Annotated in this window: 19 protein-coding genes and 3 pseudogenes; 9 read left to right on the plus strand and 13 right to left on the minus strand. The window is 68.2% G+C overall.

What is annotated here, in order from left to right:
• Positions 1-167, plus strand: a 167-nt coding sequence (locus AVHM3334_RS21690; protein ID WP_284415573.1) for an integrase core domain-containing protein, incomplete at its 5' end; no start/stop codon positions are given.
• Between the two features lie 67 nt (positions 168-234).
• Here the strand turns inward: AVHM3334_RS21690 and AVHM3334_RS21695 are convergent.
• The 3 genes from AVHM3334_RS21695 to AVHM3334_RS21705 all read right to left on the minus strand — a co-directional run bounded on the left by AVHM3334_RS21695 (position 235) and on the right by AVHM3334_RS21705 (position 1,214).
• Positions 235-447 carry a type I restriction-modification system subunit M N-terminal domain-containing protein gene (locus AVHM3334_RS21695; RefSeq protein WP_284415558.1) on the minus strand — a complete coding sequence of 71 codons (213 nt, stop codon included), beginning with the start codon at positions 445-447 and terminating at the stop codon, positions 235-237.
• A gap of 132 nt (positions 448-579) precedes the next feature.
• Positions 580-1,020 (minus strand): Cu(I)-responsive transcriptional regulator, encoded by a 441-nt coding sequence (gene cueR / locus AVHM3334_RS21700; protein WP_284415559.1) that lies wholly within the window; start codon positions 1,018-1,020, stop codon positions 580-582.
• The gene (locus AVHM3334_RS21705) at positions 1,017-1,214 is read right to left on the minus strand and encodes a heavy-metal-associated domain-containing protein (protein ID WP_284415560.1); all 198 of its coding nucleotides are present in this window, start codon (positions 1,212-1,214) and stop codon (positions 1,017-1,019) included. The genes cueR and AVHM3334_RS21705 overlap by 4 nt, the downstream gene beginning before the upstream one ends.
• A 138-nt stretch (positions 1,215-1,352) precedes the next feature.
• On the opposite strand from AVHM3334_RS21705, the gene AVHM3334_RS21710 reads away from it, so the two are divergent.
• Together AVHM3334_RS21710 and AVHM3334_RS21715 are read left to right on the plus strand one after the other, a co-directional pair.
• On the plus strand, positions 1,353-3,761 hold the full coding sequence (locus AVHM3334_RS21710) for a heavy metal translocating P-type ATPase (RefSeq protein WP_502869965.1): 2,409 nt from the start codon (positions 1,353-1,355) through the stop codon (positions 3,759-3,761).
• Between the two features lie 107 nt (positions 3,762-3,868).
• On the plus strand, positions 3,869-5,476 hold the full coding sequence (locus AVHM3334_RS21715; RefSeq protein WP_284415561.1) for a methyl-accepting chemotaxis protein: 1,608 nt from the start codon (positions 3,869-3,871) through the stop codon (positions 5,474-5,476).
• Between the two features lie 151 nt (positions 5,477-5,627).
• On the opposite strand, the gene AVHM3334_RS21720 is transcribed toward AVHM3334_RS21715, so the two are convergent.
• The 3 genes from AVHM3334_RS21720 to AVHM3334_RS21730 all read right to left on the minus strand — a co-directional run bounded on the left by AVHM3334_RS21720 (position 5,628) and on the right by AVHM3334_RS21730 (position 11,367).
• The gene (locus tag AVHM3334_RS21720; RefSeq protein WP_284415562.1) at positions 5,628-8,708 is read right to left on the minus strand and encodes an efflux RND transporter permease subunit; all 3,081 of its coding nucleotides are present in this window, start codon (positions 8,706-8,708) and stop codon (positions 5,628-5,630) included.
• Positions 8,705-9,904, minus strand: coding sequence for an efflux RND transporter periplasmic adaptor subunit (locus AVHM3334_RS21725; protein WP_284415563.1), 1,200 nt, complete (start codon positions 9,902-9,904; stop codon positions 8,705-8,707). Before AVHM3334_RS21725 ends, AVHM3334_RS21720 begins: the two co-directional genes overlap by 4 nt.
• Positions 9,905-9,984: 80 nt before the next feature.
• On the minus strand, positions 9,985-11,367 hold the full coding sequence (locus AVHM3334_RS21730) for a TolC family protein (RefSeq protein ID WP_284415564.1): 1,383 nt from the start codon (positions 11,365-11,367) through the stop codon (positions 9,985-9,987).
• 253 nt (positions 11,368-11,620) lie between these two features.
• Here AVHM3334_RS21730 and AVHM3334_RS21735 point away from each other — a divergent pair, with 253 nt between their 5' ends.
• From AVHM3334_RS21735 to AVHM3334_RS21745, 3 genes are all read left to right on the plus strand, one after another.
• Positions 11,621-12,070: a type VI secretion system amidase effector protein Tae4 gene (locus AVHM3334_RS21735; protein WP_284415575.1), complete on the plus strand. Its 450-nt coding sequence runs from the start codon at positions 11,621-11,623 to the stop codon at positions 12,068-12,070.
• A gap of 418 nt (positions 12,071-12,488) precedes the next feature.
• Positions 12,489-13,211 (plus strand): response regulator transcription factor, encoded by a 723-nt coding sequence (locus AVHM3334_RS21740; protein ID WP_284415565.1) that lies wholly within the window; start codon positions 12,489-12,491, stop codon positions 13,209-13,211.
• Positions 13,208-14,647 carry a sensor histidine kinase gene (locus AVHM3334_RS21745; protein WP_284415566.1) on the plus strand — a complete coding sequence of 480 codons (1,440 nt, stop codon included), beginning with the start codon at positions 13,208-13,210 and terminating at the stop codon, positions 14,645-14,647. The genes AVHM3334_RS21740 and AVHM3334_RS21745 overlap by 4 nt, the downstream gene beginning before the upstream one ends.
• A 45-nt stretch (positions 14,648-14,692) precedes the next feature.
• On the opposite strand, the gene xopQ is transcribed toward AVHM3334_RS21745, so the two are convergent.
• The 5 genes from xopQ to AVHM3334_RS21770 all read right to left on the minus strand — a co-directional run bounded on the left by xopQ (position 14,693) and on the right by AVHM3334_RS21770 (position 18,931).
• Positions 14,693-16,072 carry a type III secretion system effector XopQ gene (gene xopQ, locus AVHM3334_RS21750; RefSeq protein ID WP_284415567.1) on the minus strand — a complete coding sequence of 460 codons (1,380 nt, stop codon included), beginning with the start codon at positions 16,070-16,072 and terminating at the stop codon, positions 14,693-14,695.
• Between the two features lie 169 nt (positions 16,073-16,241).
• Positions 16,242-16,862: a hypothetical protein gene (locus AVHM3334_RS21755; protein WP_284415568.1), complete on the minus strand. Its 621-nt coding sequence runs from the start codon at positions 16,860-16,862 to the stop codon at positions 16,242-16,244.
• Positions 16,853-17,230 carry a hypothetical protein gene (locus AVHM3334_RS21760; protein ID WP_284415569.1) on the minus strand — a complete coding sequence of 126 codons (378 nt, stop codon included), beginning with the start codon at positions 17,228-17,230 and terminating at the stop codon, positions 16,853-16,855. The genes AVHM3334_RS21755 and AVHM3334_RS21760 overlap by 10 nt, the downstream gene beginning before the upstream one ends.
• 122 nt (positions 17,231-17,352) lie before the next feature.
• Positions 17,353-17,658 (minus strand): NIPSNAP family protein, encoded by a 306-nt coding sequence (locus tag AVHM3334_RS21765; protein WP_284415570.1) that lies wholly within the window; start codon positions 17,656-17,658, stop codon positions 17,353-17,355.
• A gap of 148 nt (positions 17,659-17,806) precedes the next feature.
• Positions 17,807-18,931 (minus strand): alkene reductase, encoded by a 1,125-nt coding sequence (locus AVHM3334_RS21770; RefSeq protein ID WP_284415571.1) that lies wholly within the window; start codon positions 18,929-18,931, stop codon positions 17,807-17,809.
• A 323-nt stretch (positions 18,932-19,254) separates the two neighbouring features.
• On the opposite strand from AVHM3334_RS21770, the pseudogene tauA reads away from it, so the two are divergent.
• Together tauA and AVHM3334_RS21780 are read left to right on the plus strand one after the other, a co-directional pair.
• Positions 19,255-20,290, plus strand: a pseudogene (gene tauA, locus AVHM3334_RS21775) (taurine ABC transporter substrate-binding protein).
• Between the two features lie 94 nt (positions 20,291-20,384).
• A pseudogene (locus AVHM3334_RS21780) lies at positions 20,385-21,164 on the plus strand (taurine ABC transporter ATP-binding protein); the annotation flags it as partial.
• Between the two features lie 291 nt (positions 21,165-21,455).
• On the opposite strand, the gene gstA reads toward AVHM3334_RS21780, so the two are convergent.
• Both gstA and AVHM3334_RS21790 read right to left on the minus strand, forming a co-directional pair.
• Positions 21,456-22,064, minus strand: coding sequence for a glutathione transferase GstA (gene gstA, locus AVHM3334_RS21785; RefSeq protein WP_284415572.1), 609 nt, complete (start codon positions 22,062-22,064; stop codon positions 21,456-21,458).
• 39 nt (positions 22,065-22,103) lie between these two features.
• Positions 22,104-22,295, minus strand: a complete 192-nt coding sequence (locus AVHM3334_RS21790; protein WP_502869966.1) for a hypothetical protein — start codon at positions 22,293-22,295, stop codon at positions 22,104-22,106.
• Between the two features lie 357 nt (positions 22,296-22,652).
• Here AVHM3334_RS21790 and AVHM3334_RS21795 point away from each other — a divergent pair.
• Positions 22,653-22,811, plus strand: a pseudogene (locus AVHM3334_RS21795) (IS5/IS1182 family transposase); the annotation flags it as partial.

Below are 22,811 nucleotides of genomic sequence, written 5' to 3' on the forward strand. Positions count from 1 at the left end.
GCAAGGAACGCACAGCATGGTTGCCTGCGTTCCTGAGCTACTACAACGCCAGGAGGCCCCACTCGGCCTTGGGCTACAGACCTCCAGCTTCCCGACTTGCCGGGTATAACCTATTGCAACTCGACAGGTTTGCAGGCTGCGCAGGAAGGGGAAGACCTGGTTGTTGAGCACGTCGAACATGTCGGCGGGGGCCATGTTCTTGAAGCGGGAGCAGCGCATGTCGTCGTGCGGGCGCTACTGGGTATCCAGGCCAGCGGGGATCAGGCGCACGGGCTGGGTCTTGAGGCGCAGCGCCTTGTTGTCTTCGCGGGTCTGGTTGCTGTCGAGCGCGCGCAGGAAGTGCAGGTAGGTGATCTGCTCGATGGCTTCGATGGGGTTGGCGATGCCGCCGGACCAGAACGCGTTCCAGACCTGATCGACCTTGTTTCTCAATTCACCGGTAAGCATGGGGACTGTGCGGGGGGCGCTGCAAGCAAAGCGGCAAGTCTGCCATGGGTGGTGTCGGTTGGTTCGGGCAGTTCGGCCTGTTTTTGCCCTCCGCGCATATCCACATTGCGCTGGCAGCTATAAAAAAATGAGCTAACTCCCTTCCGGGCCTGCCAGGTCGTCCAGGATCGGGCAGTCCGGCCGCTCATCCCCCTGGCAGCAGCCCACCAGCGATTGCAGCGTGCGCTGCATCGCCTGCATGGCGGCGATGCGCTGGGCCAGGTCGTCGATGTGGCCTTGGGCGATCTGCTTCACGTGGGCGCTGGCGCGGCGCTTGTCCTGCCACAGGCCGAGCAGGGTGGCGATCTCCTGCATCGAGAACCCCAGGTCGCGGCTGCGGCGGATGAAGCGCAGGGTGTGCACGTCGGCCTCGGTGTACTGGCGGTAGCCGCTGCCGGTGCGCGCCACGCCGGCCAGCAGGCCCAGCGCTTCGTAATGGCGGACCATGCGCGGCGAAACGCCGGCCCGTTCGGCGGCCGTGCCGATGGCGACGGGCCAGCCCTGTGGCGATGCGGACGCGGCCGACGCGCTCATGCGGCGACTGTGTAGCCCTCTTCGGTGATCGCGGCGGCCAGCGCGTCGCGGGCCTTGTCGCTCTCGACCACGACCTTGCCCTGGGCCAAATCGACCTGCACGGTGGCTTCGGGATCGACCTGGCGGACGGCATGGACGACGGCGCGTTCGCAGTGGCCGCAGGTCATGCCGTTGACTTGAAGATGGTGTTGCATGGGGTGCTTTCGTTCAGTGGGTTGAAAATTTTCCGGGTCCGCCGATGGTGAACCCTGACATGGTGGCAGAGTCAAGCGGCGAAATGGCTTTCAAGGTGCCTTGACCTTGCCATGGCGTCAAGGTTTAAGGTGCCGGGCATGAACACGACCCACACCGCCTCCACGCCTTCCGCCGCGCTCCCACTGCCATCCGGCGCTGCTGTTGCTGCTGCGCCGGTGGCGGCGCGCTCATGGCTCGACCTGGGCATCGCCGGCATGACGTGCGCGAGTTGCTCGGGCCGGGTGGAGCGGGCGCTGCGCAAGGTGCCGGGGGTGCAGGAGGCCGCGGTCAACCTGGCGACCGAGCGGGCCCATGTCGTCTATGCGGGCGATGCCGGCCCTGCCATGGAGGCGCAGCTGCGCCGGGCGGTGCGCAACGCGGGTTATGAGCCGCGGGCGCCCGAAGCGCAGGACGACGGCGCGGCGCGGGACCGCTCGCCCTGGGCGGGTTTCGGGCCGGTTGCGCTGGGGCTGGCGTTGTCGGCGCCGCTGGTGCTGCCCATGCTGCTGGGCGTGCTGCCGGAGCGCTGGAGCGCGCTGCTCGGCCCGCACGGCATGCTGCCGGCATGGCTGCAATGGCTGCTGGCCACGCCGGTGCAGTTCTTTCTGGGCGCGCGGTTCTACAGGGCCGGGTGGCACGCGCTCAAGGCGCGCACCGGCAACATGGACCTGCTGGTGGCGATCGGCACCAGCGCGGGCTACGGGTTGTCGCTCTGGCTGTGGCTGACCGCGCCGCCGGGCCATGCGCCGCACCTGTACTTCGAGGCCTCGGCGGTGGTGATCACGCTGGTGCTGCTGGGCAAGTGGCTGGAGGCGCGGGCCAAGCGCCAGACCACGGCGGCCATCCGTGCGCTGCATGCCCTGCGGCCCGAGGTGGCGCACCTGATCGGGGCCGACGGCGAGGTGGACGTGCCCGTGGCCGAGGTGATGGCGGGCGACCGGATCGTGGTGCGCCCAGGCGAGCGCGTTCCGGTCGATGGTACGGTGCTGGAGGGGCACACGCAGGTGGATGAATCGATGCTGACGGGCGAGCCGCTGCCGGTGCCGCGCACCCCGGGCGAGGCGCTCACGGGCGGCTCGGTCAACGGCGATGGCCGGGTGGTGGTGCAGGTGTCGGCCGTGGGGTCCGAGACGGTATTGGCCCGCATCATCCGGCTGGTGGAAGACGCGCAGGCCGGCAAGGCGCCGATCCAGCGGCTGGTGGACCAGGTGTCGGCGGTGTTCGTGCCGGTGGTGCTGGCCATCGCGCTGGCCACGCTGTTGGGCTGGCTGTGGGCGGGTGCCGGCGGCGAGGCCGCGGTGATCCACGCCGTGGCGGTGCTGGTCATCGCCTGCCCTTGCGCGCTGGGGCTTGCCACGCCGGCGGCCATCATGGCCGGCACCGGCGTGGCGGCCCGGCATGGCATTCTGATCAAGGACGCCGAAGCGCTGGAGCGCGCCCACCGGGTGACCACGGTGGCCTTCGACAAGACCGGCACGCTGACGGTGGGCCAGCCCCGGCTGACCGCCTTCGAGGTGGCGCCGGGCGAGGACGAAGCCGCGCTGCTGGCGGCCGTGGCAGGCGTGCAAAGCGGCAGCGAGCACCCGCTGGCCCGTGCGGTGGTGCAGGAAGCCCGCCATCGCGGCCTGGCCGTGCCGGCGCCGCAGTCCGTGAGCGCCGTGCCCGGGCTGGGCACGGAGGGCGAGGCGGCCGGGCGCCGCTTTCGGGTGGGCAGCCTGCGCTGGATGGATGCGCTGGGCGTGCCGCTGGGGGGCCTGGCCGCACCCGCCGCCGCGCTGCAGGCCGCTGGCGCCACCGTGTCGGCCGTGGCCGAACTCGTGGCCGGTGCGGGGCAGGGCGATGAGCCGGGCGATCGGCTGGACGATGGCTCCAAGGCGGAACGCTGGGCCCTGCGCGCCCTGCTGGCGTTCGGCGACGAGCCCAAACCCGGCGCCCGCGAGGCGCTGGCGGCGCTGCGCGGGCGCGGCATTCGCGTGGTAATGGTCTCGGGGGACCACCGGGGCGCGGCCGAGGCCATGGCGCTGCGCCTGGGGCTCGACCCCGAAGCGGGCGAAGTGATGGCCGAGGTGCTGCCCGGCGACAAGGCCGCCTGCGTGGCGCAATTGCGCAACAGCGCGCCGGCCGGGCAGGGCGCGGGGCCGGGCCTGGTGCATGACCATGGCCAGGGAGTCGTCGCCATGGTGGGCGATGGCGTGAACGACGCGCCGGCCCTGGCGGCGGCCGATGTGGGCATGGCCATGGGCAACGGCACGGACGTCGCCATGCAGGCCGCGGGTATCACCCTCATGCGCGGCGACCCCCGGCTGGTGGCCGCGGCGCTGGACATTTCGCACCGCACGGTGGCCAAGATCCGGCAGAACCTGTTCTGGGCGTTTGCCTACAACGTGGCCGGCATTCCGCTCGCCGCGCTGGGCTACCTGAGCCCGGTCGTGGCGGGCGCGGCGATGGCGCTGAGTTCGGTGAGTGTGATGGCGAACGCTTTGCTATTGAAGCGCTGGCGCGTTTGATAGTTACATTCGGTTAAAAACCCCATGGCTCTGGCACACTGCAACGTTTGGTTGCATATGGTGCGCATCTTTCCTTTGGGCACCGAAGAGATTAGAGGACGACAAACATGAATTTCTTTTCACTCATGCGGGGTTTTTCGATTCGTGTGCGCATGCTGGGCGCGATCGGCGTGGTGTTGGGCTTGCTGGGGTTGCTGGGGGGCGCGGGCATGCTGGGCATGTTCCGCATCCACGCGATGAGCGAGGATTTCATGATCAATTCCTTCTCCGAGGTGGGCTACATGGCCGACCTGCGGGGCGAGATGGGCGCCATCCGCCAGTTCGAGAAGGACATGATCATCCAGTACGAAAAGCCCGAGGGCGTGAAGCAGGCCCACACGGCCTGGCTGGCCAGCCTGGAGCGCGCCAAGAAGGTGTCGGCCAAGTTCCTGGAAGGCCCTGACGACCCCGACAACGCCATCGTGCGCGAGATCGTCAAGCGGCTGGACGTGTACCGCGAGCAGTTCGGGCACGTGGCCCGGCAGCTGGAGGCCGGCGGCTACGACACCGCCACCGTCGCCAACCGAATGAGCGGCAAGGCCGTGGCCGAGTTCGCCGAGGCCGACAAGCTCATGGCCCAGTTGGACACCAGCCTGCGCAACGAAGTGGCCGAGGTCGCCGCGCAGCAAAAGCGCGTGTCCAGCGAAACCCAGTGGCTCTTCGTGCTGGCGGTGCTCATCACCATCGTGGTGGTGGTGCCGCTCACCCTGCTCAACATGGTGTCCATCTGCCGTCCGTTGGCCGAGGCGCGCCGCATGGCGCAGGCCATTGCCGGCGGCGACCTGTCGCAGCACGTGAAGGTCGAGGGCCGTGACGAGGTGGCGGACCTGCAACGCGCACTGGACGACATGCAGCATGGCCTGGGCGCGCTGGTGTCGCAAGTGCGCGACGCGAGCTGCAGCATCGCCACCGCCAGCGCCGAGATCGCCACCGGCAACCAGGACCTTTCGGGCCGCACCGAACAGACCGCGAGCAACGCGCAGGAGGCCGTGGCTTCGCTCGCGGACCTGACCACCACGGTGCAGCAGACGGCATCGTCGTCCCAGGTGGCCAACCAATTGGCGTCGTCCGCATCGGGCATCGCCACGCGCGGCGGCAGCGTGGTGCAGCAGGCCGTGGCCAGCATGCACGAGATCTCCAGCTCCAGCCGCAAGATCGGCGACATCATCGGCGTGATCGACGGCATCGCCTTCCAGACCAACATCCTGGCGCTGAACGCCGCCGTGGAAGCCGCCCGCGCGGGCGAGCAGGGCCGGGGCTTCGCCGTGGTGGCGGGCGAGGTGCGCAGCCTGGCCCAGCGCTCGGCCGAAGCGGCCAAGGAAATCAAGGCGCTGATCAGCTCCAGCGTGTCGGCCGTGGAGGGCGGCGTGCGCCACGTGGAAGACGCTGGCGCGGCCATGAAGGAAATCGTGGACAGCGTGCAGCGCGTGTCGGACATCATCGGCGAGATCAATTCGGCCTCGGCCGAGCAGACCACCGGCATCGGCCAGGTCAACGGCTCGGTGGGCGAGATCGACCGCATGACGCAGCAGAACGCCGCGCTGGTGGAGCAGTCCGCCGCCGCCGCCGAATCGCTGCGCGAACAGGCCGCGCGCCTGTCGCAGGTGGTGCAGCAGTTCCATCTGGCCGATGAAGCCATGCGCGGCCGCAACCCGGCGCTGGGCCTGACCGGCTGACCCGCTACCGCGCAAGGCGATCGCCTTGCGCAAAAGGTGCCAGGCTGCCGCGGGTGCCGCCTGGCACCGGCTCACCGCCGGGGCGGCGCTGAACGCGGTGCATCCGCTTCGGTAGCCAGAGCAGCATGGCCATGGCCGCTGCCCTGCACGGTCAATGCGCCGCAGCCTCGCTCGGCGCCTTTTTCCCGAACCACGCCACATACAGTGCCGGCAGCACCACCAGCGTGAGCAGCGTGGCCGTCACCAGCCCGCCGATCACCACGATGGCCAGGGGCCGCTGCGTTTCCGAGCCGATCTCGTGCGACAGCGCCATGGGCAAGAGGCCCAGCATCGCCAGCAGGGCGGTCATGAGCACCGTGCGCAGGCGCTGCATGGAGCCCAGGCGCACGGCATCGACCACCGCCATGCCGCCGGCCTGCAATTGCTGGAACACGGACAGCATCACCACGCCGTTGAGCACCGACTGCCCCGAGAGCGCGATGAACCCGATGGCCGCCGAGACCGACAGCGGGATGCTGAACACCCACAGCGCGATGAACCCGCCGATGAGCGCCAGCGGCACGTTGATGAGGATCAGCGAGGCCATCTTGAACGACTTGAAGGCATCGAACAGCAGCACGAAGATCAGCAGCAGCGAGATGGGCACGACCACCGACAGGCGCTTCATGGCGCGCTCCTGGTTCTCGAACTCGCCCGACCAGTTGACCTGGTAGCCCACCGGCAGCTTCACGTTCTGATCCACGCGCGTCTGCATGTCCTTCACCACCGAGCCCATGTCGCGGTCCTTGATGAAGATGCCGATGGCCATGGTGCGCCGGCCGGCCTCGCGGGCGATGTTCATGGCGCCGCTGGTTTCGCGGATGCGCGCCACGCTGCCCAGCGTGGTGTAGCCGCCGTCCGGGGTGGCGATGGGCGTGTCCGGCAGGCGCGCGAGGGCGCGGCGGTCTTCCGGCATGCGCACGGCGACGGCGAACTTGCGCTCGCCCTCCCACAGGTTGGTGGTGGCCTTGCCCGCGAGCGCGGCTTCGATCACGTCCTGGATGTCGCCCACGTTCAGGCCGTAGCGCGCGGCGCGGTCGCGGTCGATGTCGATCACCAGTTGCGGCAGGTCGCCCAGGCGGTCGATCTCGGCGCGGTACACCCCGGGCACCTGGCGGATTTCGCTTTCGATGGACTGGGTCAGGCGCTTGAGCTCCGCCAGGTCGTCGCCCGCCACCTTGATGACGATCTGGCCGTCGATCTGCGAGATCGATTCGAGCACGTTGTCGCGGATGGGCTGGGAGAACGCGGGCTCCATGCCGGGAATGGCGGAGACGGCGCGGTCCATCTCCTCGATGAGCTGCGCGTGCGTGAGGCCCGGGCGCCACTGCTCGGCGGGCTTCACGTCCACGAAGATCTCGGCCATGGAGATGGTCTTGGGGTCGGTCCCGTCCTCGGGCTGGCCGGCCTTGGAGACGGTCGTGCGCACCTCGGGCACGGTGCGCAAGGCCTGCCGCACCTGGCGCAGCATGCGCGCCGCCTCGTCGTTGGACACGCTGGCCGGCAGGCGCACGTTGACCCAGATGGTGCCTTCGTCCAGTTCGGGCAGGAACTCCGAGCCCAGGCGCGATGCCGCCACCAGGGCCAGCCCGAACACGGCCAGCGCCACCACCACCACCGTGCGGCGGCGGCTCAAAGCCCAGTCCAGCACCGGGGCGTAGGCGCGTTTGGCGAAGGTGACCACGCGGTTGTCGCCGTGCGGCAGCTTCTTGCGCAGCATCCAGTAGGCCAGCAGCGGCACGAGGGTGAGCGAGAAGATCAGCGAGCCGATGAGCGCCGTGGTGACCGACAGCGCCATGGGCTGGAAGATGCGGCCTTCGTGGCGCTGCAGCGCGAAGATGGGAATGTGCGCGGCGATGATGATGAGCATCGAAAACAGCGTGGGCCGGCCCACTTCGCCCGCGGCTTCGATGATGGTGTCGCGCCGGTCGCGGTCGTCCATGTCCTCGCCGCGCTCGGCCAGGCGGTGCATGATGTTTTCGATCACGATGACCGCGCCGTCCACGATGATGCCGAAGTCCATCGCCCCCAGCGACAGCAGGTTGGCCGGCACGCCCATCACCTTGAGACCCATGAACGTGGCCAGCAGCGACAGGGGAATGACCACCACCACGGCCAGGCTGGCGCGCAGGTTGGACAGGAACAGGTACAGCACCAGCGACACCAGCAGCGCGCCTTCCACGAGGTTGCGGAACACGGTGGTGAGCGTCTTGTCCATGAGCCAGGTGCGGTCGTAGAACGGCACGATCTGCACGCCCGGCGGCAGGCTGCGCGCGTTCAGGTCGGCGATCTTGTCCTTGACGTTCTTGAGCACCACGCTCGCGTTCTCGCCCTTTCGCATGACCACGATGCCGGTCACCACGTCGTCGTCGTCGTCCTGCCCCACGGTGCCCAGGCGCGGGACCGCGCCCACCTTCACCTGGGCGACGTCGCGGATCAGCACGGGCGTGCCGCCGTGCGCGGCCACCACGATGCGGCCGATGTCCTCGCTGGACTGCAGCAGGCCGATGCCGCGGATGGCGTACTGCTGCGCCCCCTGCGCCACGTAGCTGCCCCCGGCGTTGGCGTTGCCCCGGCCCAGCGCATCCAGCAGGTTCTGGAAGGTGAGCTTGTACGCGCGCAGCTTGTCCAGGTCGGGCTGCACTTCGTACTGCTTGATCGAGCCGCCCATGGCCACCACGTCGGCGACGCCGGGCACCTGGCGCAGCGCGCGCTCCACGGTCCAGTCCTCGATGGTGCGCAGGTCGGTGGTGGAATGCCCGTCGCCCTTGACGCGGTAGCGCATGATTTCGCCCACCGGCGTCGCGTTGGGCGCGATGTCGGCCTCCACGCCCGGCGGCAGGTCCACGCCGCGCAGGCGCTCGCCGACCTGCTGGCGCACCAGGTTCACGTTGGCGTTGTCGTCATAGGTCACCACGGTGAACGACAGGCCGAACTGCGTGTGGGAAAACACGCGGATGGCGTTGGGCAGGCCCGACAGCGCCACCTCGATGGGCAGGGTGACCTGCTTTTCCACCTCTTCGGCGGCGCGGCCGGGGTACAGCGCGATGATGGTGACCTGCGTATCGGTCACATCGGGAAAGGCCTCCACCGACAGGTTCTTGAAGGCGATGACGCCCGCCATGGCGAACAGCAGCACGCCCAGCACGATGAAGAGCGGCTGGTGCAGCGCGTAGTGGATGAGCCGCTTCATGGGGCGGCTTTCTGCGGTGCGCCGTCCTGCTCGGCCAGCTGGAATTGCCGTGCCAGCAGCAGCACGTTCTGGGTGACGACCTTGTCGCCCGCCTGCAGGCCGGAGGTGACCACCACGTCCTTCGGCCCTTCATGACCCAGCGTGACGGTGCGCGGCTCGAACACGCCGGCGTCGCGCTGCACGTACACGGTGTGCACGGCGCCGCTGAGGGTCACGGCGGCGGCGGGGATGACGACGCCGCTGTCACGGCTTTCCTGCACATGCACGGTGGCCAGCATCTCGGCCTTCAGGCGGCGGTCGGCATTGGGCACGACGCCGCGGACCTTGAGCGTGCGCGTGCCGGGGTCGATGGCATCGGCCGTGGCGGTCACGCGGCCGGTGAAGGTGGCGTCGGGGTAGGCGGGCACCTGCAGCGTGAAGCTGTCGCCCGGGCGCAGCGAGGCGAGGTCGCCTTCGCGCGCATCGATCTGCACCCACAGCGAGGCCGGGTCGGTCAGCACGAACAGGGCCGGGTTGCCGGGGCCGGACTGGTCGGGCCGCACCTCCTGGCCGGGGTTGAGGTTGCGCTCCACCACCACGCCCGCCATGCCGGCGGTCAGGGCCAGTTGCTGGTTCACGGCGTTGCCGCCACCGTAGAGGCTGGTGCGCGCGGCGGCGCGGGCCACTTCGGCCTGGGCGCGGGCGGCGTCCGCCTCGGCCTGCTCCAGGTCCTTGCGGGCCACGATGCCGGCCTCGAACAGCTCGCGCTGGCGGCGCAGGCCCTGCTGGGCGAACGACTGGTCGGCACGGGCCTTGGCCGTGTCCGCCTGGGCCTGGCCGAAATCGGGCGAGGCCAGCAGGGCCAGCGGCGCGCCGGCTTTCACGGCCTGCCCCAGATCGGCACGGATGGCCGTGACGCGGCCGGCGAACGCCGGATAGACGCGCTGGGTGCGCTCTTCGTTCCACACCAGGCGTGCAGGCAGGTCCACGGCGATTTCCTTGCTGGCGCGCGCCGGCGCCACGGCCAGCAGCGCCAGTTGCGGGTGGCCCGGCGGAAAGCGCAGCTGCCCCGATTGGGCGATGGGCGGCGCGGGTTCCGGCGCCGCAGTGGCTTCGGCGGCCTTGCTGCAGCCTTGCAGCAACGCGCCGCCGCCCAGGGCGAGGGCGAGCAGGCCGCAGGTGGTCAGGCGCGGTAGGGAGAGGGCAGGGTGCACCATGGTGGACTTCGCTGTAGAGAGAGAAACAGAAACGTGAAACGGGAGGAGTGATCGGCCAGAGCGCGGGCGCTGCGTGCCGCTCAAGGCAGGCTGCCCAGCAGGGTCTGCGGCTGCGTGCGCAGCAGCCACGCGCCCTGCGCCTTGGCGTAGTCGGCACGGGCCGACAGCGCCTCCAGCGCCGTGGCGCGCAGGGTGCGCTGGGCATCCAGCAGATCGGTCAGCGGCATGGCGCCCTTGCGGTAGGCCAGCTCGGCGTTTTGCGCCACCTGGCGCGCCTGCGGCAGCACGCCCTCGTCGTAGCTGGCGGCACGCCGCGCGGCGCTGAATGCGGCCTGCTGCAGGTGCTGCAGGTCCAGCAGGGCCAGGCGGCGGGTGTTGTCCAGCGCGTCCTGCGCCTTGGTGAGCTCGGCCTGGGCGCGGCCGATCTCGCCCTGGAACTGGTAGCCCCACTGCAGCGGGATCTGCACGCGCAATTCGAGCTGGCGGGTGGAGGTGCCGGGGTAGTGGTCCACCGAGGCGCCCACCGTCCAGTCGGACTTGCGCAGGGCGCTCGCGTTGTCCAGCGCCGCCTGGGCCGCCTGCACGCGGGCGATGGCGGCGCGCACGTCGGCGCGGGCCTCCGCCCATGCGCCCAGATCGCCGCCGCCGTCCAGCGGGCCGCTGCCCGCCGCTGCGCCCGGCGCCGTTCCGGCTGACGCTGTGGGTGCCGGCGACGCGGTGCGCGGCAGTGCGGGCCAGTCGGTACCGGCGGCCTGCACGGCCAGGCTGCTGGCGGTGACCTGGGCCAGGGCCAGTGCCGCCTGGTCCTGCAGCTGCATCGCCGCCTGCGTGTCGGCCCGGGCGCGCTCGGCTTCGATGCGGGTGCGCGCGGCGTCTTGTGCGGACAGGTCACCGGCCTTCACCCGGCGGTCGGCCAGCCGGGCGAGATCGCCCACGCTGCGTTCGATCTCGGCGGTTTCGCGCACGCGGTCCTGCGCGGCCAGCAGGTCGTAGTAGGCGGCCAGGGCGGCCTGCAGCTGCTGGGTCTGCGTGTCTTCCACATCGGCCTGGGCCGCATCGGCCGCGCGCTGGGCGGCTTGCGTGCGCAGCTCGCGCTTGTTGCCCCGCTCCCAGGTCCAGTCGATGCCGACCGATTTGTCGATGCGCTTGCGCGTGAGCACGTTGCCCGGACCCAGGCCGTGTTGCAGGTCCATGGAGGCGGCCTTGGAGGTGAGCACGGGCGCGGGCGCATGGTCGGCGCTCAGCACGTCGGCGCGTGCGCCGGCCAGCGCCTGCCGCGCCTGCACCACGTCGCTGTTGTCGCGGGCCGCGGCCAGGGCCTGCGCCAGCGTCCATTGAGGCGCCACGGCGGCAGGGGCCGTGGCGGCCGGCGCCGCCGGGCTGTCGGAGGCGCGGGTCTGGCTCCAGCCCGGCAGCGCGCAGGCCAGCGCGCAAAGAAGGATGCAGGGGTGTCGTATGCTCATGCCACGTTTATCGGCGGGGGTGCCTGACCGCTACCTGACCTTGGAACGTGTTGGTGATCTTGCAGGGTCTGAATTGAAGCGCTATCGGAATGCGCAGATGCTCCGAATATGCCCTGCGACGACAGGCGACTGCGCCCTTCTTTGATCTTTAGAGCCAGCATGAAGAGGAGGCGGATTCAACACCGCCGGCAGATTTTCTAAAAAGGAGTAAATAGATGCCAACGTTTCCCAGCTTTGGGGCAATCACCCGACTATCAATGGAGATGCGCCATTACTTAACAAAGGAGTTTACGTTAATCAATGCGCCATCAATATGTCAGCCGCCCTTATAAGCTCTGGCGTGAACATGAAATCCTTTCGCGGTGCTTGGTCTTGGCAGAAAGATAAGCCGAGGTACGCTATTCGGGCAGAGGAGCTTGCCAATTGGCTTGCCAGCGGCGCAGCGCCCTTGCCGGCCAAGCTGACGAAATACAGCGGTGAAGAAGTAAAGAACGTTTTCGAGAAAATTGCAAACAAGCAGGGAATTATATTTTTCAAGGATTACTATGGTCCTGGCATGTCTGGCGATCATATCGACTTGTACAACGGTAGCAGGCTAACCGAGCGGACCTCCTGGCTTCGTATTCATACCGGTATTTCCATTAGTGGTTTTTGGAGCGACTTCACCAAATCTAAAGCCGTGTGGCTTTGGGAGTTGCCATGAAGCGTTTTATTTATGCACTCTGCGGGGCATTGGGTTCAGGCGTTTTTTCCTACTTCCTGGTGAATGCCTTTTCTTTTTGGTACGGCCCGCGTTATATAAGATCCGACTCAGACATTAATACCGTTTTTCTTTGGTCATTGATCTTCATGGCATTCTGCATGATTTTCGGCGCGGCACTTGGATATTACCGGGGCCGGAGCAGATCGAGATTACCGCAATAGATCCAAATCACCGGAGCGATCACCTTAATCAAGACAGTCGCCCAGAAGCCGCGATACCACAAGCATTGCACCGATGCCGGTTCCGAGGGCTAATCGGTTGAGCAACGCACCTGCATGTGTCGTTAGGTGATCTCGGGACTGCGAAAATACGTTCGCCCACTGCACCGCCTTGCCGCTCAACAACCCAGTCCCAACCCATGCGAATCCTGGTCGTGGAAGACGATGACGTGCTGCGCGGCGTGATGCTGCGCAGCCTGACCGATGCGGGCCACCGCGTCGATGCGGCCGCCAGCGTGGCCGAGGCGCACCACTTCTGGAGCGTGCAGCCCTTCGATGCCGTGCTGCTGGACCTGAACCTCCCGCAGGACGGATCACCGGGCAGTGCCCTCACCACCAGCGCAGCGGCGAGCGGCCTCACCGTGCTGCGCGCGGCGCGGGCCCGTGGCGACCGCACGCCGGTGCTGGTGCTCACCGCGCGCGACCGCACTGAGGAGCGCATCGCCGGCCTGGATGCCGGCGCCGACGACTACCTGGGCAAGCCCTTCGATCTGGCCGAGGTGGAAGCCCGCCTGCGCGCCCTGGCCCGGCGCACCCAGGGGGCGGACGACCGCGCCGCCGTCGGCGCCCTGGTGCTGGACCGGCGTGCGCGCCGCTTCACCCTGCATGGCGCGCCGGCCGAACTGCCTGCGCGCGAGTTCGAGGTGCTGTGGGAACTGATGACGCCACCCGGCCGCGTGGTGAGCAAACGCACCCTGTCCGACAAGCTCTCCGACTTCGATGAAGCGCTGGGCGACAACGCCCTGGAGGCCTTCATCTCGCGCCTGCGCAAGAAGCTGCAGGGCAGCGGCGCGGGCATTCGCACGCTGCGCGGACTGGGCTACATGGTGGAGGCCGAGGCGGGCACGCCCGAGGCACCATGAACGGTGCTGCCGCAACGCCGCCGCAGCCATCTTCGCCGCCGCCACGGGCTCCGCACTCGCTGCGCGCTCGCCTGCTGCGCCATGTGCTGGTGCCGCTGGGGCTGACCTGGCTGGTGGGCACGGCCGGCTCGGTGCTGCTGGCCAACGCGTTCACCCAGCGCGCCTTCGACCGGTCGCTGCTCGACGATGCCTATGCGGTGGCTGCGAACGTGCGGCTCAAGGGCGACGCGCTCGATTTTGTCCTCACCTCGCGCGAGGTGAAAGCCGTCCTGTTCGATCAGGTGGAAACGGTGTACTTCGCGGTATTGCGGCCCGACGGCTCCATGCTGGCGGGCAACGCGGGCGGCCTGCCCGTGCCCCCGCCGCGCGGCGACGAGGCGTACCGCTTTTCCGACATCCAGTTCCGTGGCCGTGCGCTGCGCGCGGTGCGGCTCGATGTGCGCGAGCCCCAGCCGTTCGAGGTCGTCACGGCGCAGACCGTGCACAGCCGCAGCGCCATGCTGCGCAGCGTGCTGCTGTATTCGGGCGTATCGCAAATGCTGCTGCTGGTGGCCCTGGCCGTATGGCTGCGCCGCGCCATCCAGCGCGACCTGCAGCCGCTGGCCGCTTTCCAGCAGGCGCTGGACCAGCGCGATGCGCGCGACCTGGCGCCCATCCCCGTGGAGGCATCCACCCGCGATGTGCAGCACCTGGGCGCAGCGGTGAACGACCTGCTGGCGCGCGTCGCCCAGGGCGTGCGGGCGCAGCGCGAATTCGCCGGCAACGTGGCGCACGAATTGCGGACCCCGCTGGCCGGCATCCGCGCCCTGGCGGGCTATGGCCTGGCCCACAAGGACCCGGCCGTGTGGCGCGAGCAGCTGGCCGGCATTGCCGACAGCGAGGCCCGCGCCAGCCACCTGGTGGACCAGTTGCTCGCGCTGGCCCTGGCCGACGAGGCCCGCGGCGCCATGCCCCGCCAGCCCGTGGCGCTGGACGAACTGGCGCGCGCCGCCGTGCTGCGCTTTCTGCCGCGCGCCGATGCGGCCGGCGTGGACCTGGGCGCCACGGGCCTGGAACAACCCGTGGTGGTGCAAGGCCAGCCGCTGCTCATCGAAGGCGTGCTGGGCAACCTCATCGACAACGCGCTGCGCTACGGCCGCCCGCAGGCCGGCACGCGGCCCCGCGTCACCGTGGAAGTCTCGCGCGAGGCCACGGCCGATGGCCGCGAAGCCACGGTGCTGGCCGTGGTGGACAACGGCCCGGGCCTGTCGTCCGCGCAGCGCACCAACCTGCTGCAGCGCTGGGCCCAGGGCCGCGAGGGCGAGCGCCTGGGGCAGGGCGCGGGCCTGGGCCTGGCCATCGTGGCGCGCTACGCCGAACTGCTGGGCGTGCGCCTGGCGCTGGAGCCTGGGCTGCAGGGCGAAGGCCTGTGCGTGCGCCTGGTGTTCACGAACTGAAGTGGCAGCCCTGGAGCCGCTGGGAGTCAGCCGCTTTGCGGCAACTCAGGGTCTGCCGGAGGCTAGGGCCGACTTCGCCAGCGCAGACATCAGGTTCTTGGCTTTCTTCGGATGCTTGACCTCATCGTTCCCGACGAGTTCGACCAGGCTGCGGCCGGGTGCCTGGATGGCTTTGGGCGCCAGCAACATGCCCGCCGCACCCGGCACCGCTGCCAGAATGGTGAGCGGGTCGTAGAGGTTCAGCTGGGTCACCTGCGGCCAGATCTCGTCAAAGTGCGTGTTGCTCCCGTGCTTGTCCGGGCTGCCGCCTTCCGCCGCGGGCTGTGGCTGGCCAACGAAGGTTTTGAAAAACCACCGTGTGTCCAGTCCGGGCAGCAGCCCCGCGCCGATGCCTTCCCACAATCCCTTCAAAGCATTTTTTTGTACGTCCTTCAGGTACTGGCCCACAGGGTGGCCACTCTTGGCGATGCCTTCGTAGAACGCGGGCGGCACTGCGGTTTTGTAGGCGGCTTCCTTGGTGACGATGCGCAGCGGGATGCCCAACTCCTGCGCGCCCCGGTACAGGCCGCGGGCGGCGTCCAGATCGGTGGCGTTGTTGTATGCCCGCGTGTCGGGGCGTATCAGTCCGCCGTCGTCCGTGGCGGGCTCGACGCCTCCCATGATGGTGATGGCTTCGACCCGCTCGCGCACCAGATCGGGATAGGCTGCGAGCAGCGCATGGGCGTCCGTCATGCCGGCTATCACGACCATGCTGAGCTTGTGCGGCGCCCGCTCCAGCCGCTCTCGCATCGCCTGCAGTCCATCGCTGTGGACCGCACCGGGCGGTGCGCGCAACGCGTGGCCTTCGGCGAGAAACTTGCCATGGTCCTTGGCTTGGTGGGCATCCATGTGGTAGTCCTGGCCACGGGAGACGCGCACTTGCGACAGCCCGAGGTGGTTGAAGATCCCTTTGGCCATTTCCGCGCGTTGCGAACGAACGTCGGCCTCGCCCAGCGTCACGACCACCTCCTTGAGGCTTAGGAAACCATCGGCCTGCAACTGCTTGCCCAGGGTGTAGGCCACCACATCGTCGGGGTCTTTGTTGGGGTCGGTGAAAAGCAGCGTGTCCAGGGGCTCTGGCGGCTGGTGAAAACGCAACTCCCGCAGTACTGCGGCCTCGGCAGGGCTCAGGTCGCCGCTGGCGCCCAACTCGGCGAGCATGCGGCGTTGCGCCTCGGTCAGGGGCTGTGGCGCACTGAGCGAGCGCCGAAGCACGGGCTTGCCCGCGCTAGCCGCTTTGCGCGGCTGCAGCGGACCGTCGGGGGCCGCGATGGTGCCATCCGAAAGCCCCGGCATTGACGCAGTTAGCGCCGCCCCGCCGGGCGAATGGGCAGGCAGCGCCTGCGTGGCCCCGGCGGATCGGGGGCGATGGCTGATCGATTGCACGTGATGTCCTCCCCCGCGCCTGTCCCTGATCGGTATTCAGGTCTCATGAACGCGGTAGCCGCCACTATCGCCACGCGCAGGCACCCAGGGCCTTTTGCGGACGAAGCCGGTGGCTCCGGCGCGAAAGTCGCCCGCCCCCGCCGGGACGCGTGGCCTTCATGGCTGCGGGTCAGAACTTGACCAATTTCAGATGCGACATCAGTTGCCTGAACAGCGCAGGCGACAGGCGCCCGGACACCATGTAGTAGCGCTCGGGATCGGGGGTGAAGATGTACAGCAGATCCCGGTCGGGCTCTATGTCCTCGATGCGGATGGCGGTGAAGGGGCCCTTGGAAAATTTCTCGTAGCGCACCGAATTCGCAACGCCCTCGGCCTTGCGGGCCAGGTCGATCACGGGATCGCCCAGGTTGGCCTGCCCCAGCAACTCGTAGAACGCCAGCGGTGTCTGGGTGCCATGCTTTTCCAGCACGCCGAGCTTTTGGTAGAGCTCCTGCAACTTGGCGTATTCCCTCAGGTGAATCACGGGGCCGTCCACGAGGCCGTTGGGCAAATTGTTTTCGGTGGGCGCGAGGATGACGAAGGGATCCCCCCCTGGCGGCACGAAGAACTTGCCCACCAGATGCCGGGGCACTTTCAATTCCAGCCAGCCGTACTGCAAGGCCACGCATCCGGAGCAACGCTGGTACGGCGGCCAGTCACGGTCTTCCAGCATGCCCTTCTCGCCAGCGAAGGCGGGGCTGGCCAGCGATGCGTGCAGCAGGGCGCAGAAAAGAAGCGGCTTCAGGCGCATGGCATGAACATCAGGGCCGCGATGCCCGTGGATGCCAGTTCGAAGTCGAGGCGGAAATTGCGAATGGCTGTCTTGGCGCAGGAAATGGTGAATTTGTTCTCGATGTCCCGGTAGCCCATGGTCGCCAACTGGGTGGCGAGCCAGAGGACGGAAGGCGGCCCGCCTGCGGGGCGGGGAACGAAAGACATCGCATTGGAACATTTGGCGGTTTCCAGCAGCATCTGGTGGAACACGAGGGCTACACCGTCGTTCACGGTGCCGTCCCACGGCACTTGGACATGTGCGAACCGGAAGAACGATTCGATCATCGCTCTGAGTTCATCCTGCGATTTTTCAGCAGCGTCGCCCTTGGCAACAGGATTGGACATGGAGAACCTCCGTTTGAATGCATCTGAATTCTGTCAAGCGGAATGAAATGTAAATGGATTCGGAGGCGCGCAGTCCTCAAATTTGCAAGATTACGTAACTAAATATCAAAATCCACGGCCCATCATTCGAACACCGGCTGGAAGAAGCTGCGCTCGTAGCTCAGGATGCAGCGCGTTTCCTGCGCGTAGCGGAAGGCGGCGAGGCATTCCGGGTCTTGCATCGACTGCTCGCGGTAGGTTTCGTACGCTGCCAGCGACGCAAAGGTGAACAGCGCCAGCGCGATGTTGTTCGCGCCTTCCGACGGCAGGAAATAGCCGTGGTGCTGGCCGCCGAATTTCTCCACCAGCGGAATCCAGAGCTTGCCGTAATGCTCGAATTCGGCGAGCTGTTGGGGGTCGATGACGTAGCGCAGATAGCAGGTGACCATGAGGAAGTTGCCGTAAAAGGTGAAGACGAAAAAAAGCCCGCCGGGCCTTCGGGGCCATAGCGGGCCATGACGGGCCGGGGCCAGGGGGCACTTTACGCTGCGGCAAGGGGCGGCGCCACGCAGCGCCGCCCCTTGCCGATGGCGCCCGTCAGGCAGCCTTTTCGGCCAGCATGGGGTAGTCGGTGTAGCCCTTCTCGCCGCCTCCGTAGAAGGTGCTTTGGTCCCACGCGTTGAGCGGTGCGTTCTGGCGCAGGCGCTCCACCAGGTCCGGGTTGGAGATGAAGGGCTTGCCGAAGGCGACGATGTCGGCATCGCCGCTGGCCACCGCCTGGCTGGCGAGGGCGCGGTCGTAGGCGTTGTTCACCATCCAGGCGCCCTTGCCGCCGGCTTCGCGGTAGGCGGCCTTGAGCGCGGCGTAGTCGAAGGGGCGGCCTTGCACTTCGCGCGGTCCTCCGGTGGCGCCTTCGATGACGTGGATGTAGGCCAGGCCCAGCGGAGCGAGCTGGCGGATCACGTGGTCGAACAGGGGCTGGGGATCGGCGTCGGCGATGTCGTTGGCGGGCGTCACGGGCGACAGGCGGATGCCGACCTTGCCGCCACCGATGGCATCGACCGCGGCACGCGTGGCCTCCAGCAGCAGGCGGGCGCGGTTTTCGATGCTGCCGCCGTAGTCGTCGGTGCGCTGGTTGGCGCCGGTCTTGAGGAACTGGTCCAGCAGATAGCCGTTGGCGCCGTGGATCTCCACGCCGTCGAAGCCGGCCGTCTCGACCGCGTTGCGCGCTGCGGCCGCGTAGTCGTGCACGATGCCGGGCAGTTCGGACGCGTCGAGCGCGCGGGGCTCCGACGTCGGCACGAACTGGCCCTTGCCGGTCGCCCGGTCCACCAGGTAGGTCTTGGACTTGGCGGTGATGGCCGAGGGCGCCACCGGCTTGCCGCCGTCCGGCTGCAGGTCGTTGTGCGAGATGCGGCCCACGTGCCACAGCTGGGTCACGATCTTGCCGCCGCGCGCATGCACGGCCTCGGTCACGCGCTTCCAGCCATCGAGCTGCTCGGTGCCGTACAGGCCCGGCACGTCGGAATAGCCTTGGCCCTGGTGGCTGATGGCCGTGGCCTCGGTGATCAGCAGGCCAGCGGTGGCGCGCTGCGCGTAGTAGGTGGCCGTGATGTCCTTCGGAATGGCGTCGGGCGAGCGATTGCGCGTGAGCGGCGCCATGGCAATGCGGTTGGCCAGGTGCAGATCGCCGGCCTGGACCGGGTCGAAGAGAGTCGTCATGGAAGGCTGCTTTCTTGGAAGGTAAGAACAACGGAGCCCATGGCCCCGGGATGCATCGGCCGGGCAATCGATCCCACCGGCCAGGAGCAGGAACTTACCGCCATTTCCGAAGTGCTGCAGTGCATTGGCGACCCCAGGGATTTGCCGCCTGTGCTAGCGGCAGTGCAGGCCGGGGCACCCGGGCGCCGCTCAGGCGTTTTCAGGATATCGATGCGCGAAACGGGCGCATGCGGCCCGCAGGGCCCTTCCTGGAATTTTGCAAAGGGGCTGCCGCGCGCCGCTGCGATGGCGCTGCCCCCGCTTTTTCTCTGAGAAAACCCCACATGCACACGCCATTTTTCGCCACCCGCCGGGCTGCTGCCCGCGGCCTTTTCGCCTTGCTCGGCACCGCGCTGCTGTCCACGTCAGCGGGCGCCCAGGCCAGGAAAGAGGTCGTCATCGGTGACCAGGACATGGTCGTGCCATGGCGCTATGCGCAGGAGACGAAGGAGGTCGAAAAGCGCACCGGCTACCAGGTCACCTACCGCAAGCTGGGCAGCGGGGCGGAGGTGGTGCGCGCTCTGGCCTCGGGCGCCATCCACATCGGCGAGGCGGGTTCGTCGCCCTTCGCTTCGGCGCTTGTCGCAGGGCGTGCCGATCGAGGTGTTCTGGGTACTCGACGACATCCACGAGGCCGAGGCGCTGGTGGCGCGCAACGGCTCGGGCGTCACACGGTTGGCGGATTTGAAAGGCAAGAAGATCGGCCTGCCATTCGTCTCGACCACCCACTTCCACGCGCTGGTGGCGCTGCAGGCGGCAGGGGTGGACCCGCAGACGGTGAAGATCGTGAACCTGCGCCCGCCCGAGATCCTGGCAGCGTGGGAGCGTGGCGACATCGATGCCACTTTCGTCTGGGACCCGGTGCTGGCCAAGGTCAAGCAAAGCGGCACGGTGATCGCCACCTCGGGCCAGATCGCCGCGCAGACCGGCAAGGCCACGTTCGACGCGCTGGCCGTTGCCAAGCCGTTCGCGCGCGAGCACGATGCCTTCCTCACCCAGTTCGTGCAAGTGCTGGCCGATGCCGACCGTGCCTATGCGGGCCAGAAGGCCGCCTGGACGGCCGATTCGCCCGCGGTGAAGGCGCTGGCCAAGTGGACTGGGGCCGAGGCTTCCACGGTACCCGCCAGCCTGGCGTTGTATGCCTTCGTGCCGCCAGCGGAGCAGGCATCGGCGAAGTGGCTGGGGGGCGGCAAGGATTCGGTGGCCGCACAGTCGCTGGCCGCCACGGCCGCCTTTCTCAAGGCGCAAGGGACCATTCAGGGCGTGCTGCCGGACTACTCGGTGGGTGTGAACCCGGCCTGGGTGCAGCGTGCGAAATAGCGTGCCCGCATCCGGCGAGAGCGTGGGCGGCGATCCCGGGGGATCGTTTCCGGGCTCGCCGGCCGCCGCCCCGGCTGCCCGCAGCGCTGGCGACCTGACCATTCGCGGCCTGAGCGTGCGCTACGCCAGCGCCCGGGGGGCCGAGCCGGTGCTGGCCCTTGCCGGGGTCGATCTGGACATCGCCGCTGGTGAATTCGTCGTCGCCCTGGGTGCCTCGGGCTGCGGCAAGACCACGCTGCTCAACTGCATTGCCGGTTTCACGCAGGCCTCGGCGGGGCACATCGCCTTGGGCGGGCGCGTGGTGCGCGGGCCGGGCGCGGAGCGTGGCGTGGTGTTCCAAAAGCATGCGCTGATGCCCTGGCTCAACGTGATCGACAACGTGGCGCTGGGTTTGCGGCTGCGTGGTGTTCCACGTGAAACCCGCCGTGCGGTAGCGACCGACACGCTGGCGTTGGTGGGATTGGAAGCGTTTGCGAATTCGCCCGTGTGGCAACTTTCGGGCGGCATGCAGCAGCGCGTGGGCATCGCCCGTGTGCTGGCGAGCGACCCGGATGTGTTGCTGATGGACGAGCCGCTGGGCGCGCTCGACGCCTTCACGCGCGAGTCCTTGCAGGGGCTGGTGTTGCGGCTGTGGCAGCGCACGGGCAAGACCGTTTTCTTCATCACCCACGACGTGGAAGAGGCGCTGTTCCTGGCCTCGCGGCTGGTCGTCATGTCGCCCCGCCCGGGCCGCATCGTGCGCGAGCAGCCCTTGGCGTTCAGCCGCGCCTACCTGAGCGGGCAGGCCGCGCGCGCGGTGAAGTCGGGCCCCGATTTCATCGCCTGGCGGGAACGCGTGCTGGGCTGGGTCGGGCCGGAGGAAGCGCGGCAAGCCCCCGAACGCCTCGAACTTCCTGCGCACCGACCTGGTGGTGATGGGCATTCTGGTGATGATCGGCCTGGTCGCCTGGTCGCCTGGTCGCCTGGTCGCCTGGTCGCCTGGTCGCCTGGTCGTTCGACCTGGCCGTGCGCTGGGCCGAGGCGCGCCTGGTGCCCTGGAAAGGGCGCGGCTGAAGGAGGATGGCGAACGACGCTCCGGGGGTGCGATCAGAGACGGCGTGCCCAGGGCGTGCGATGGTCCGTTCCAGGCCAAGCCGGGCGGTTCTGCCCGGCTTGGCTGGCCTGCTTACTTGAGCAGGCCTTCGGCCTTGAGCGCTGCCTGCACCGCAGGGCGGGCGCCCACGCGGGCGTGGTGGGCCGACAGATGGGCCAGGTGGGACGTGTCCAGGCCCACGATCTTGCCCCAGCCGACCACCGTGAACAGGTAGCCGTCGGCCACGGAGAAATGCTCGCCCATGAGCCATTCCTTGCGATCGAGCTGGCCGTCCACCCATTGCAGGCGCGACAGCAGCTTCTCGCGGGCCATCGCCTTGTATTCCTCGGGCGTGGCGGAGCCGAACAGGGGGCTGAAGCCCTTGTGCAGTTCGGTGCCGATGAAGGTCAGCCACTCCTGCAGGCGGTAGCGGGCGAGGGTGCCGTTGGCGGGCGCGAGATTCTTGAGCGGCGCCTGATCGGCGATGTATTGCACGATGGCCGGGCCTTCGCGCAGGCGCGTGCCGTCGTCCAGCTCCAGCAGGGGCACGTAGCCCAGCGGGTTGATCGTGTAGTAGTCGGTGCCATCCTTCAGCTTGTGGGTCTTGGTGCTGGCCAGCACCGGAGTGAAGGCGATCCCTGCTTCATGCAAGGCGATGTGGGGAGACAGGGAGCAGGCGCCGGGGCTGTAGTAGAGCTTCATGGATGACCCGAAGGTGTGGTGTTGGACAAGCCCCGGATGCTAGCCGGAAGCCGCGAAGCCCGCTGCAGGCGGTGGCGCCGGCCGGGTGGCAGCCTCCAGCTGACCCAGGTAGTGCAGCGCATGGACGCGGTCCGGTCCGCACATGGCCGGTTCGGGCTGCAGGGAGGCGCACACCGCCGGGCGGTCCGGGTGGCCGAAGATGCGGCAGCGCTGCGCATCGTCGAGCTGCACGCAGGGCTTGCCGGTCGCTACCTTAAGGGATGCAACGGCAGCACCCCGACCGCTCGACGGGCCTGAAAAGGCTAAACATTCGTGCGCTTACTGGGTAGTCCGTCCTGAACAACTCGCAAGTCGTTGATCTTGCTTGCAGTTCTTGGGGTTGATGGCCGCAGCCTTTGCAAGGTATGGTTTTGCCTATCTCTGTTTTCTTGCAAATTCCTCCGAGGAGTCCGATGGGTCCGAAGCCTTCGCAGCCGCAAACGGCCGAGCTGTTCCGTCCAAGGTTGGACGAGTTGATCAACATGCGTCACCCGCTGGTCAAGCTGGCCGCGCAGATCGGGCGCTACGCGCACGCCAAGCAATTCAAGCATCACCCGAACGCTCAAGGCCATGATCAAAATGCGCAGTGCCATCGAGCCCGCCATTGGGCACATGAAGATGGATGGGCGACTTGCCCGCAACCCGCTCAAGGGCGCGCTGGGCGATGCGCTGCATGCGGTGATGTGCGGTGCCGGGCACGACCTGCGC

It is taken from the genome of Acidovorax sp. SUPP3334 (assembly GCF_030159055.1).
Classification (GTDB): Bacteria; Pseudomonadota; Gammaproteobacteria; order Burkholderiales; family Burkholderiaceae_C; genus Paracidovorax.